Below are 12,173 nucleotides of genomic sequence, written 5' to 3' on the forward strand. Positions count from 1 at the left end.
ACCGCCATGCCCGCCCTGCCCGATCATCCCAAGCAACGCATCGCCGCCCGCTGCGCGCAAGAATTACGCGCCGGCGAAGTCGTGAACCTCGGCCTGGGAATTCCCACGCTGACGGCGAACTACCTCGACGCGGACGCCGGCGTCATCTTCCATACCGAGAACGGCGCATTCGGCTTCGGCGGCCGTCCGGCGCTCGATGCGATCGACAGCGACCTCACCAACGCCGGCTGCGAGCCGATCACGCTGGCGCCCGGCGCGGCGATCATGGACCTTGCCACTTCCCTCGGCGCCATGCGCAACGGCTATATCGACGTGACCATCCTCGGCGCCTTGCAGGTGGATGCATTAGGCAATCTCGCGAACTGGGCCTGCAATCGCGGCGGCAAATGGTGGCCGGGCATCGGCGGGGCGATGGACCTCTGCTACGGCACGCGCAAGGTAATCGCGGCGCTGGCGCATATCGACAAGCATGGCAACTCGAAGATTCTGCCGCGCTGCACGCTGCCGCTGACGGGCAAGGGCTGCGTGAAGGTGATCGTCACCGAGCACGCCGTCTTCGACGTGACCGAGATGGGACTCGTGCTGCGCGAGATCGTCTCGCATGCGACACTGGACGACATCCGCGCCATGACCGCGGCGCCGTTTGCGCTGTCGCCGCTGCTGCAAGCTCGTACCGCCTGAGGAACGTCCATGCCCGATACCGTCGATTGGTTTTTCGATGTCGTCTCGCCGTTCGCCTACCTGCAGTTGGAGCAATTCGACAAGCTGCCGGCAGGCATCGCCATCCGTCCACGCCCCGTGGTGCTGGGTGCGATCCTGAACCACTGTGGCCAGAAGGGCCCCGCCGAGATCGGCAGCAAGCGCACGTTCACGTACCGGCATGCGCTTTTTCGCGCCCAGCAGCTCGGCATTGCCTTCCGCATGCCGCCCGCGCATCCGTTCAACCCGATCAAGGCGCTGCGGTTGACGATCGCGATGGGCGGCTCGCTCGACGCCGTCCGTGCGGTGTTCCGGCATATCTGGCGCGATGGGCACGACGTCGCTTCGCCAGAGGGGTTTGCCGCGCTGTGCGATGCCGTCGGCTTTCCGGAGGGCAGAACGGCCGTCGAGGCGCCCGCCGTGAAAGACGCGCTGCGCCACCACACCGACGAGGCGATCGCGCTCGGCGTATTCGGTGTGCCCACGCTCGCGCATAAGGGCGAACTGTTCTGGGGCGAAGACGCCACCGCGCTTTTCCTGCAATGCCTGGAGACCGATTGGCTGGATACGCCCGAAGTGCGGCGCGTGAGCTCGTTGCCGATCGGAATCCAGCGTGGCTGATCACAGTCCCCACGCGCGCCCCGGCATCAGCCGCGCGCGCCTCGCCCACATCGCCGCATGGTCGATCGAGCTGCCCGGCGACGAGGCCGATCGCGCCTGCGCCGGCATCATCGAGAAGACGTATGCACGAGGCACCTGCATTTGCCCGAAGAACACGATTCTGGAGAGCTGGACGGGTGTGGTGACGGGGCTGATCAAAGTCGGCACCGTATCGCCCGAGGGGCGCGGCATCACATTTACCGGCGTGCCGGCCGGCGGCTGGTTCGGCGAAGGCACCGTGCTCAAGAATGAGCCGCGCCGCTACGACATCGTCGCGCTGCGCGATACGCGCATGGCCTTCATGGACCGCGCCACCTTTATGTGGCTCGTTGAAAACAGCGTGGCGTTCAACCGCTTCCTCGTCCGCCAGCTCAACGAGCGGCTCGGTCATTTCATGGCCCTGCTCGAATACGACCGGCTGCTCGATCCCACGCCGCGATTGGCGCGCTGCATCGCCTCGCTGTTCAACCCGGTGCTCTACCCCGGCGCGGGCAACCATCTGGAAATCACGCAGGAAGAGCTCGGTCTGCTCTCGGGCATGACGAGACAAGTCGCCAATCAGTCGCTCAAGGCATTGGAGAAAGACGACGTGGTGGTGCTGGAGTACGGCGGGGTAACCGTGATCGATCTTGAACGGCTGCGCAGCTACGGGGCGTAGCCACCAATCATTCGCAACCGGACGAGATCAGCGACCGAACTCGCTTCGAGCTTTTCGAACATGGATGCGCGATAGGCCTCCACTGTCCGCTGCGATAGGTGCAGGCGGTCTGCAATCACCTTGTTCTGCAAGCCTTCACAGACGAGATCGAACACGGCCCGTTCGCGCGGCGTCAACCGACTCATCCGGGCACGCGCATCGTTGATCTGCCGCCTCATGCCTTGCTGTTCGCGGCCGCGATGAATGGCCGTCTGCAAACTTTCGATCAAGGCAGTCTCGTCGATCGGCTTGGTCAGGAAGTCCACGGCGCCCGCCCGAAAAGCGCGTCGACATTGCGCCATGTCGCCATGCCCCGTGACCATGATGATGGGCAGGCCGCACCCCATCGCATCCAATCGCTCCTGAACGGCAAACCCATTGAGTGCGGGCATTCGGATATCGAGCACCAGACACCCGATCTCGTCGCCTGAGAGTTCCGCGAGAAACGCCGCGGGGTCTCCGTAGGTCTTGACCTTGAGCCCGATCGATTGAATCAGCAACGCCAAGGCATCTCGCACCGCCGCGTCATCATCGACGAGATAGACGATGGTTTCGTCGGCACATGTCATGACGCATTCCTCCGTTGGTTGATCGGCAATCTCAGCTGAAATTCCGCGCCGAATGGAATCGAAGGATCCTCGATCACGCTTCCCCCGTACGTTTCCGCAATCGACTGGCAGATGGTCAGGCCGAGCCCCATGCCATCAGCCTTGCTCGTCCTGAACGGATGGAACAGCGTTTTGCGCATCTCTTCGGAGACACCCGGCCCCGTATCGCGCACGGATAGCGTCACCACGCGCTCGTCGCATTTCAGACCCAGCGTCAACACACGATTGTCGACGGGCGTCGACTCCATCGCCTCGACCGCGTTGCGGATCAAGTTGAGCGCGACCTGTTCGATCTGCACGCTATCGGCGAGCACTTCGGGAAGATCGGTCGCCATATCGAGGTTGACCACCACCGAACCCTGCCTCAACCACGGCTCGGCCAGCGATAGCGCATTCCGCACGACCTGCCGCATATCCAGTGGTAGCACCTGGGCCGGATGCTTGCTGACGAACGCTCGCAATCGCACGATGATGTCGGCCGCCCGCTTTGCTTGATCCGTCATCGATTTCATTGCACCTTCGATTGCCGTCAGGTCCGGGTTTGATTCACGCAACATGCGTACGCACGCCTGGTTGTAGCTAAGGATCGCGGCAAGCGGCTGGTTCAATTCATGGGCAATTCCCGAAGCCATTTCTCCGATCGTATGCAGGCGAGCAACCTGTACCTGCGCTTCGCGCCGATCCGCGCGTCGCTGGTTCTCTCGTGCAATGCGCCTGCTCACGACTTGCTGCTGGTAGACGACGAGTGCGAGCAAGGCGATGACAAACGTAGCAATCAACGCGAGCGCAACCGGTAGAACGGGGATCGCTTCCGCCCCGAGCTGACGCCGGGTTTCGAATATGAACGGCTGTATCTGGCTCGGTAGTATTTCGCGGTACGTGAACTCGGGCAGCAATCGCCCGAGCCACGAGGCAACAGGCTTGGCATCCACGCGATCGATCAGCCCTTCGGGCTGATCGTAGCCATATCCCTGCTCGTAGATGTGCATCGACACCAACGGCGGCGGCTTCTCTCTGCTGCTCAGAAACTTGCCGGTATGGATCAGCATCGACACTACACGCGTCGCCAGTCGTGGCCTCGAGGCCTGATCCTGCGGCGTTTGCGCATAGACGACCTTGAAGATCAGATAGGCCCGGCCGCCTTCGTACAGGTCGAACGGCGTGGACAGCGAAGGCTGGCCCGTCCGAATCGTCTCGTCGATGGCCGCTCTAAATTTGTCGTCGGCATACACGTCCAGCCCGAGCACAGGCAGCGCGGCCTTCGTCTGCGGCTCCATGAATGTGATCGGGTAATAGACGGGGCGCTCGGCTACCGGACGCCATTGGCGCACGTCACCATAGCCGTAGTCTTTGACGAGGTATCCACGGGAGATTTTGGCTTTCGCCCATGCCTCGAATGCCGGCAGCTCCGCGCGCTCGACGCGCGGCTGCAACTCGATCATGTAAATGTGCGGATAGCGGACCAGCATCCGGTGTGCGTAGTCACGCAGTCCTCGGGAGTCGACGCCCGGAAAGGTATGCAGGAGCGAATCGATGCCGGCCATAACGGCCTCGTTTTGATCGAGCCGCTGGCGGATGATTTCGTAAGTCGCGGCACTCTGAACGACGAATTCGCGCTGCAGGCGATTGATCTCTGACGCTATCAATGCCGCAACGATGATGAGCGAACTCACGAGCCAGAGAGCGAAGGCGGTGAGTATCAGTCGAACAGCGCGGCGATGTCGAGCGAGCAACAAAATGTAGATCTGAGGTAGAACGGGCGACGACGAGCCATTCTACGAGGAAGCCGAGCCGTGCGTAATGACGTGACCCTGGAGCTACGGCAATGCCTATGAGTATTGCGGGAACTACGGTAGAGACGCGCGGCAATCCACACTAGTCTCGGCCACGCACCGTTCGATATCTTTGAGGTGCCCATTCCGACGAACAATCAGCGATAAAAAACCATCGGGGACGGCGACAACAGGCATAGCGCTACGGGGGCTTAACGTGTGGTGGACAGGTCCCTCCCGGCAGTCATGGAAGTTCGGCGCGCCGGGAGGGGGAACCTGAAATTCAGAAGAGATGAGGCTGCTCGCGCGCGGAAATAGCCAGCAATTTCGCAGCGTGACCAGAAACTAAAGTCAGACCAGCGGGATGTAGATGTCGGTCTGCCACTCGTCCTGAGGGGTCTCCGGATAAACACTCAGGTAGTGAAAGAACAACGGGTGGTCCCGCAGTTCTTCCCCGCTTGCAGGAAGCCAGTCCCGATAGATCGGGTAGATGGTCTCGCCGATATGGTCGGTCGATCCCGAATGCCGAACCACCGCGCACCGACCGCCCTGAATAACGAATTCGCGAACGCCGTACCCGTTCGGCTTGACCGGCTCGTCGATCTCCGCACAGATGTCAAAGCGGAATTCGTCCTCCGGCATCGTGTCCGGGTTGCCATGCGGGATGCCGAAGGTCCTGCTCGACGCCACTGGGGCTTGCCCGCTTTGCTTGCGCCAGTCGATGAACTTGCGCACGCTTTCGTTGAGGAGTCCGGGCGGCCCACGGTGTTCGAGTGCGGCGACATGGATTTCGGCAAAATCGACGATTTGTACTTGCATGGTCAGTTTCCTCGAGATGTATGGGACAACGAAGGTCGCACTCCAGACCTGCCAGTTCGGACGCTGCCGGAATGCGCTCGGCGCGGCGCCGAATGCACGCTTGAATGCCCGGGTGAAGGCCTCAGGGCTGTCGAAGCCGGCGTCAAGTGCAGCGTCAAACACCGAGCAGGGTTCGCGCGAAGCCAAACGGCGGGCCGCTTGACGCAAGCGCATCAGTTGCACATAGCGAGCGACCGGTACGCCAACGTACGCGACGAACTGTCGATGAAAATGGAACTTCGAGAAGTTCGCGACGCGGCTGAGCGCGTTTACCGATAGGTCGCCCTCCAGATTGGCATCGATATGGGCGAGCACGGCGTCGAAGCGCTTCGCGTATTTGGTTGTGCTGTCGGTATGTGCGTCCATGGCCTAGATTGTGCGATTTGCCATATGGTCGCCCATCATCAAAACATTTCGCCTAGCCGCGCTTGCTCAAGGCTCGCGACTTATTTGATCGATGATTACCCCGATTCAAATCGGTTTTTGAATGGAACTTAGGCATTTGGCGCGAAGGAGGCAACACAGCCGCGGCCCTCGAACAATGCGCGTTCGCGCGAAAGGCCATCGCCGACCACATCGAAGAATGCCCTGACCCGTGCGGTACCTTTCAGATCGGCATGCGCCACGATCCAGAGCTCACCCTCCAGATCTGGCACCGGCTCCGGTGTCGCGCGCACGACGCCGTCCTCGCTATCGCCCAGATAGCACGGCAGTAACGCGAGCCCGATTCCCGCGCGCGCCGCGACGAGTTGGTTCACAAGGCTGTTGGTCCGATAGACGAGAGCATCCTCGGGCACCACCTGCGACAGCCACTGGGCGGCTTGAATGCCAGTCGCCCCGTCCTCCCATCCGATCACCGCATGGTGGGCTAGCGCGTTTGCACTCGCCGACGGACTTTCGCGCGCAGCCAAATAAGCGGGTGTCGCATAGAGCCCCCATGCGATCCGCGCGAGCCGGCGCCCCCATAGATCGCCCTGCCTGGGCCGAACCGGGCGCAACGCGACATCGGCTTCGCGGCGCGAAAGGTCGAGCACGCGATTGTCGATGAACAAATCAACAGAGACGCCCGGGTGCGCCTGCCGAAATGCGGCCAGGTGCCCCGTGAGCCGGCTATACGCGAGCGTCTCGGACGACGTCACGCGCAGCCGCCCGGAAACCCGATGATCGCGGCCCGTCAGATCACGATCGAGCGCCAGCGCTTCGTCTTCCATCCGCTCCGCGGCGGCGGCCATCCGCTGCCCTGCCTCCGTGGCCTGATAGACACCGCCCGGCAGCCGCTCGAAGAGCCGCACGCCGAGGCGCGTCTCGAGCGCCTTCAGCCGACGAAACGCGGTTGAGTGAGCCACGTTCAGCCGCGCCGCCGCGACCGTCAAATTTGCCGCGCGATGCACGGCCAGCACGAGACGCAAGTCGTTCCAATCGTTCATGCCGCGACGTTAGACGATCGTTTGCACCGATGCAAATACAAATGCCAATTGCGCAATGGACGTTGCACCAACGCACACCGTATGCTGAGTCCGCTGTCCATTTCGTCATTCCCTTCAAGAGGCCACCCGATGAAGCTCTATTACTCCCCCGGCGCATGTTCGCTGTCGCCGCATATCGTTGCCGCCGAAGCTGGTATCGCGCTCGAACTGGTGCGCGTCAATCTCGGCAAGACGCCGCACACCACGGCATCGGGCACGGACTTCTCAGCCGTGAATCCGAACGGCTATGTGCCTGTGCTCGAACTCGATGACGGCCAATTGCTGACGGAGGGACCGGCCATCGTGCAATACCTGGCCGATCAGAAACCCGAACGCGGGCTTGCCCCGGCTGCGGGCACCCTTGCGCGCACACGATTGCAATCGTGGCTCAATTTCATCGGCACCGAGCTGCACAAGATGTACAGCCCTTGGCTGTTCCATGCCGAATACGGCGAGCAAGCGCAGACGGTGGCGCGCGGCAAGATTGCCGAGCGGCTTGGCTTCGTAGACCGGCATTTGGCGGCCGGGAGCCGGTTTCTGATGGGTGAGTCGTTTACGGTGGCCGACGCCTATCTGTTTACTGTCGTCAGCTGGTCAAAATTGGTCGATGTGGATCTCTCGGACTTCGCCGCTCTGCGCGCCTACCTCGAACGCGTGGGTCAACGCCCCGCCGTGCGCGAAGCGATGGTGGCCGAAGGGCTGAAGGTTCACGCGTGATGAACGCGACGAGCGCGCCGGCTCATACGTTGCCGAGGCAGCTCCACTTTTGAGCCATGCCAGTTTCGATGCCACAGGCCAGATTCTGCCGCTTGCCATCCCCACTGAAATGGCTAGGTTGAGCAACAGGCTCGGCTCGCTTTACGCAGCGAGTTCGGCCGTCAGCTCGGGATGCTTGATTATCAGGCGTAGCAAACACAGCACAGCACCCGATGGCGCGAAGCGGCCCTGCTCCCAGTCACGCAGCGTGGCCACTGGCGTACCGATTCGCTCCGCAAACGCTGGCTGAGTCATGCCAGCCGCCTCGCGCGCTTGGCGCACGATCATCTGCTCGGGCGTCGTCACGCGACCGACGCGCGCCTTGGCTTCCTCAAGCGCTTGGCGCAGATGCGGCAGCGGCTCACCGGCGTCTGCCTCGACCGCCTTGGCGATTTTCTCGATGTCCATCACACCACCTTTCGGATGTCCTTGGGAAGCATGTTCTCACGCTCGGCCTTCGCATAGACCGCCACAAGCAACACGATTTCCTCATCGGTCAGGTTGAAGTAGATTACACGCGCGCCACCGGACTTGCCGGTGCCTGCACGCTTCCAGCGAACTTTGCGAGCGCCATCGGCACCCGGAATCACATCCCCAGCATCCGGATTGGCGGCGATCCAACCAATGAAGTCGAGACGTTCGGCATCTGACCAAATGCGCTCGGCTTGTTTCTGGAAGGTTGGGGTTTCGATCACGGTCCGCATACGCGGCATTATACGGGATTCCCGTAGAACATCAAGTACTGGAAGCTCTTGCCTCTTACATCCCTTCGGCGTTGATGCCACCCGCCGGACGGGCGATGCGAGCAAGAAACCCTCAAGTAGATAACTTTTCAAGCCAGCAGCCACGACATCGCATTCCACAACCCACCAAAACCCTGTAGAATTATGGGCTCTGCGGGCGTCGTATAATGGCCATTACCCCAGCTTCCCAAGCTGGAGACGTGGGTTCGATTCCCATCGCCCGCTCCAACCCGAGTCACCCCCTCCCCATCAAACGCACTCGCTCACCGGCACAGCCCCGGCCTGGCGGACGCATATCTTTATAACTAAACTCTCCTATACATCTTTTCGCCCTAGACAGATAATTCATTTGGGATGCAGATCCCGAACCATCCAGCCTCGCCATGTCCGACATTTCTGTCGCAAGTCGCACAGCGCGCCCCAGCATTCACATGGGTGCGCTCGGCATCGCATCGCTCGCGTTTCTCGCGGGCCTGATCTATCTCGATTCGACCGTCAGCGGTCGCCAGGCCGCGCTTTGGATCGTGGGTGGTCTGCTCGGCGTCTCGCTCTATCACGCATCGTTCGGCTTCACGTCTGCATGGCGCCGGTTCATCTCCGATCGCCGCGGCGCCGGGCTGCGCGCGCAAATGGCCATGCTTGCCCTCGGCGTGGTGCTGTTCTTCCCCGCCTTGTCTTCAGGAACGTTGTTCGGGCATCCGGTGGCAGGCCACGTGTTGCCGGCAGGTACCTCCGTCATCGTCGGTTCGTTTCTCTTCGGCCTCGGGATGCAGCTCGGCGGCGGTTGTGCATCGGGAACGCTCTTCGCGATCGGTGGCGGCAACACGCGCATGATCGTCACGCTGTTCTTCTTCGTGGTCGGTTCGTTGATCGGCACGCAGCATTTCGCCTGGTGGGCGGCGCTGCCAGCACCCAAGCCGTTTTCGTTCATCACGACGTTCGGCGTCGGCCCGGCGATCGCAATCAACCTCGCGCTCTTCGGTGCAGTCGCGTGGCTGACGGTCTTTGCCGAGAAGCGCCGACATGGCACTCTGCAGTCTGGCAACACGGCTGGAAGCGATAATGGTCCCGCTTGGCTCGTCGGCCCATGGCCGATGTGGGTCGGTGCGATCGCGTTGGCCGTCCTGAACTTCGCGACGCTCGCGCTCGCCGGCCGGCCCTGGGGCATTACCTCGGCATTCGCGCTCTGGGGCGCGAAGGGCGCCGCGGCGCTCGGCGTCGATGTCGCGAACTGGTCCTACTGGCAGCATCAAGCCAAGGCGCTTGCCGCGCCGTTGTCGTTCGATGTAACGACGATCATGGACATCGCAATCATGATCGGCGCGCTTGCCGCTTCGGCGCTGGCGGGCCGCTTCCAGCCGGGCTGGCGCGTGCCGCCGCGTTCGCTGGCCGCAGCCGTTATCGGTGGCTTGCTGCTCGGTTACGGTGCTCGACTCTCATTCGGCTGCAACATCGGCGCTTATTTCAGCGGCATAGTCTCGGGCAGCCTGCACGGATGGCTCTGGGCGATCTGCGCATTCGTCGGCAGCGTCGTTGGAACGCGCTTGCGGCCCGTGTTTGGTCTTGCCAACGAGAAGACGGTCAGACAGACCGCTTGCTAGCGCTCGTCCGATAAGCGGTTTTCGCGCGCGTTGCCGCGAAAACCGCTTTTCAGATCCTCACATCCGCTCACTGCAACAACCCAAACACCGCCACGCCGTTCGTCGCGCCCACGTACACATGTCCAAGCGCGATCATCGGCGTGATGAACTTGTTCCCGGCGCCCCACTGATCGCGAGCACCGGCCTGGTTGCTGTTGTAGAGCTCGTTCCCGAGATTCGCCGCATCGTAAGCGTGTAGCGCGCCCGTCGTCCCGTTTTCGGCCGCCCAGACAATGCCGTTCGTCGCACCATTCGCCGAGATGGCCGGCGTCGTGCCGGGATAAGCAAACGTCGTTGGGCTCCTCGACGACGCCGTCGTCGCGAGAAATCCGTTAGTGATCGGCAGCGCTTTCAAGTTGTCGTTGAGGCCGCCGTAATACACCACGCCGTTGTAATACGCCGGCGAGCCCCATATGCCGCCGCCAAGCGTACCCGGCGGAATTTCCTGCCAGATGTTGTCGCTAGTGGCATTCCACTTGCCCATCGAATCGCGATCGACAACGTAAATGCTGTTGTTCTTCCCGGCCGCCACAACGAGGTGCTTGACGGCGCCCCCGGCCGCCGTCTGATCCGGCAGCACCATCGCGCCGCCCGAGCCCAAATCGTTATCGGCGTTCGATTCGGTCACGGTATCCGTCATCGTGAAGTAGTCGGTCGCGGTCAACGAACCGATCGGCAGCTTCATGAGTGTGTTGCCGAAATCTCCGCCGGCCGGCATCCCCTGGGCATTGAGCGTCGTGTCGAAGGTTCCATTCCCGTCCGGCACAAAAATCGACGCGCCATCGGACGCCATACCCGAGCCAGCCATCCACACGGACCCGCCGCTGCCGTTTGGCGTAACGAGCATCGCACCGGTCTGCGTGAGCGTGGCCGCGTTATAGGCCATGATCCAGCCGTGATAATTCCCCGACATGCAATGCGATGTCCACCCCATATAAATGTTGCCGCCAACGAGCGTCAGCGCCGCACGCTCCGTCTGCAGCGAGGGATCGAAGGTGATGACGCCGTTCGCGCTGCCGGACCCGCCGCCAGGAGCACTCGCGGTGATTTCAGTGGGGCCGCCCAGCATCTCGGCTCCGGTCGCCAGATCCAGCGCATGCAGGCGATGGTGATAGCCGCCGCTCCCATCCTTAGTCATCGCCACCACGTAGATGACACCGTCCGGACCTCGGCTGCGGTCGATGACAGGTGTGGACGTGATGCCGATCTCAGGCGTGATGTCCTGGCAGCCGTGATCGTCGCTCGGTGTCTCGCCGCCGCGGATCAGGGAATCCTGCCAGAGGAGTGCGAACGTACTCGCGTCGTAAGCGTAGACGCTGTCGTGCTCGGTCACGACGTAGACGACGTTGTGCAATGAGCCGCCGATCGAGAGCTGCGTGACGAAGAGCGGCTGCCCGTCCACCTTGCCGTCGGCCGGCAAAAAGCCGACTTTGCCGAACGTCGCCGCTCGAACATTAGCCGGCGTCAGCGTCGTCTCGGCCAGCATCTGACCGGTGCGGGCAAGGTCGTTGTGATGCATGAGCACGTCCGTCGCCATCGCCGATGCACCGCCGCCGCTCCCTGCGGACCCCGATCCTGCCGCGCCGGCGGCACCACCCGCGCCACCGGCTCCACTCGACGCCGCGGCATTACTGCCGCCACCCGACCCTCCGCCGCCGCACGATACGCAGCCGCCCGCAATGATGAGCCATGCGCAGATCTGCCGAAGCCAGTACCCACAGCCGCGCAGGCCTGCACGGGGCGCGTGCTGCCATGTTCGCATGCTCGCCTCCCAACCGCCCATCTCGCCCCTGACAACTGAAGTGGCGACGGGCGCTATTCGCGTGTGACAGATATTAAGAATCGATCGGCTCGAGCTACGGCCATTGCAGCGCATCTTTCCGCCACGTTGGAACCGGGTTTCGCGCGCGTGTCGATGCGCGATCGCACAATTCGCGCGACAATTGCAGGTCTCTCCGCGTTTTGGTCGTTTTCTCCTTGGCAATGGAACGCCATTTCATGTCCCGCACGAGTGCGGTAGCGCTGCTCGTCGATGCGCGCGCTGCGCTCACGGAGCTGCTTCGCGAATCATCCGCACACGAAGCCACTCAGCACGAGCGAATGCTCAAAACGATCGAGCGATTGCTGCTAGACGTACGGGTCGGTCGAACGAACGAGTTCGACCTCGAATACCCGACTTTCGTCCACGTGATCGTCTCGGATTGATCGCCCGGCGAGCAGTTCGCCGAAGCGAGTTCCGCAACCACCCGCTCTCGTCTAAAATCTCGCGCACGT

Annotated in this window: 13 protein-coding genes and 1 tRNA gene; 7 read left to right on the plus strand and 7 right to left on the minus strand. The window is 62.3% G+C overall.

The window, feature by feature from the left end:
- Positions 1 to 6: 6 nt before the first annotated feature.
- Genes C9I57_RS12515 through C9I57_RS12525 form a run of 3 tightly spaced genes read left to right on the plus strand, consistent with a single transcriptional unit; the run spans position 7 to position 2,017 of the window.
- Positions 7 to 681, plus strand: coding sequence for a 3-oxoacid CoA-transferase subunit B (locus C9I57_RS12515; RefSeq protein ID WP_107150963.1), 675 nt, complete (start codon positions 7 to 9; stop codon positions 679 to 681).
- Between the two features lie 9 nt (positions 682 to 690).
- Entirely contained in the window at positions 691 to 1,320 is a 630-nt protein-coding gene (locus C9I57_RS12520) for a 2-hydroxychromene-2-carboxylate isomerase (protein ID WP_107150964.1), read from the plus strand.
- Positions 1,313 to 2,017: a Crp/Fnr family transcriptional regulator gene (locus tag C9I57_RS12525; protein WP_107150965.1), complete on the plus strand. Its 705-nt coding sequence runs from the start codon at positions 1,313 to 1,315 to the stop codon at positions 2,015 to 2,017. The genes C9I57_RS12520 and C9I57_RS12525 overlap by 8 nt, the downstream gene beginning before the upstream one ends.
- On the opposite strand, the gene C9I57_RS12530 is transcribed toward C9I57_RS12525, so the two are convergent.
- The 4 genes from C9I57_RS12530 to C9I57_RS12545 form a co-directional block, all read right to left on the minus strand.
- Positions 2,005 to 2,625, minus strand: coding sequence for a response regulator transcription factor (locus C9I57_RS12530; RefSeq protein WP_107150966.1), 621 nt, complete (start codon positions 2,623 to 2,625; stop codon positions 2,005 to 2,007). The two genes, C9I57_RS12525 and C9I57_RS12530, sit on opposite strands and share 13 nt — an antisense overlap.
- Positions 2,622 to 4,337: a CHASE domain-containing protein gene (locus tag C9I57_RS12535; protein WP_146166207.1), complete on the minus strand. Its 1,716-nt coding sequence runs from the start codon at positions 4,335 to 4,337 to the stop codon at positions 2,622 to 2,624. The genes C9I57_RS12530 and C9I57_RS12535 overlap by 4 nt, the downstream gene beginning before the upstream one ends.
- Before the next feature lie 450 nt (positions 4,338 to 4,787).
- Positions 4,788 to 5,660, minus strand: a complete 873-nt coding sequence (locus C9I57_RS12540) for an AraC family transcriptional regulator (protein WP_107150968.1) — start codon at positions 5,658 to 5,660, stop codon at positions 4,788 to 4,790.
- Between the two features lie 128 nt (positions 5,661 to 5,788).
- Complete coding sequence (locus C9I57_RS12545) at positions 5,789 to 6,721, minus strand: LysR family transcriptional regulator (protein WP_107150969.1); 933 nt, start codon at positions 6,719 to 6,721, stop codon at positions 5,789 to 5,791.
- A 129-nt stretch (positions 6,722 to 6,850) separates the two neighbouring features.
- On the opposite strand from C9I57_RS12545, the gene gstA reads away from it, so the two are divergent.
- A complete protein-coding gene (gene gstA, locus C9I57_RS12550; protein ID WP_107150970.1) occupies positions 6,851 to 7,477 on the plus strand; it encodes a glutathione transferase GstA in 627 nt (208 codons plus the stop codon).
- Between the two features lie 141 nt (positions 7,478 to 7,618).
- On the opposite strand, the gene C9I57_RS12555 is transcribed toward gstA, so the two are convergent.
- Both C9I57_RS12555 and C9I57_RS12560 read right to left on the minus strand, forming a co-directional pair.
- Positions 7,619 to 7,924 (minus strand): helix-turn-helix domain-containing protein, encoded by a 306-nt coding sequence (locus tag C9I57_RS12555; protein WP_107150971.1) that lies wholly within the window; start codon positions 7,922 to 7,924, stop codon positions 7,619 to 7,621.
- Entirely contained in the window at positions 7,924 to 8,220 is a 297-nt protein-coding gene (locus C9I57_RS12560) for a DNA-binding protein (RefSeq protein WP_107151084.1), read from the minus strand. Before C9I57_RS12560 ends, C9I57_RS12555 begins: the two co-directional genes overlap by 1 nt.
- A 192-nt stretch (positions 8,221 to 8,412) precedes the next feature.
- Between C9I57_RS12560 and C9I57_RS12565 the strand changes: the two genes are divergently transcribed.
- Positions 8,413 to 8,487, plus strand: a tRNA-Gly gene (locus tag C9I57_RS12565).
- Positions 8,488 to 8,642: 155 nt separating this feature from the next.
- Positions 8,643 to 9,860, plus strand: coding sequence for a YeeE/YedE family protein (locus tag C9I57_RS12570; RefSeq protein ID WP_107150972.1), 1,218 nt, complete (start codon positions 8,643 to 8,645; stop codon positions 9,858 to 9,860).
- A 67-nt stretch (positions 9,861 to 9,927) separates the two neighbouring features.
- On the opposite strand, the gene C9I57_RS12575 is transcribed toward C9I57_RS12570, so the two are convergent.
- Entirely contained in the window at positions 9,928 to 11,661 is a 1,734-nt protein-coding gene (locus tag C9I57_RS12575; protein ID WP_107151085.1) for a PQQ-binding-like beta-propeller repeat protein, read from the minus strand.
- A 236-nt stretch (positions 11,662 to 11,897) separates the two neighbouring features.
- Between C9I57_RS12575 and C9I57_RS12580 the strand changes: the two genes are divergently transcribed.
- Positions 11,898 to 12,104, plus strand: coding sequence for a hypothetical protein (locus C9I57_RS12580; RefSeq protein WP_258187615.1), 207 nt, complete (start codon positions 11,898 to 11,900; stop codon positions 12,102 to 12,104).
- Positions 12,105 to 12,173: the final 69 nt, after the last annotated feature.

Origin of the sequence: Trinickia symbiotica (assembly GCF_003028655.1) — a bacterium.
In the GTDB taxonomy this organism is placed as follows: domain Bacteria; phylum Pseudomonadota; class Gammaproteobacteria; order Burkholderiales; family Burkholderiaceae; genus Trinickia; species Trinickia symbiotica_A.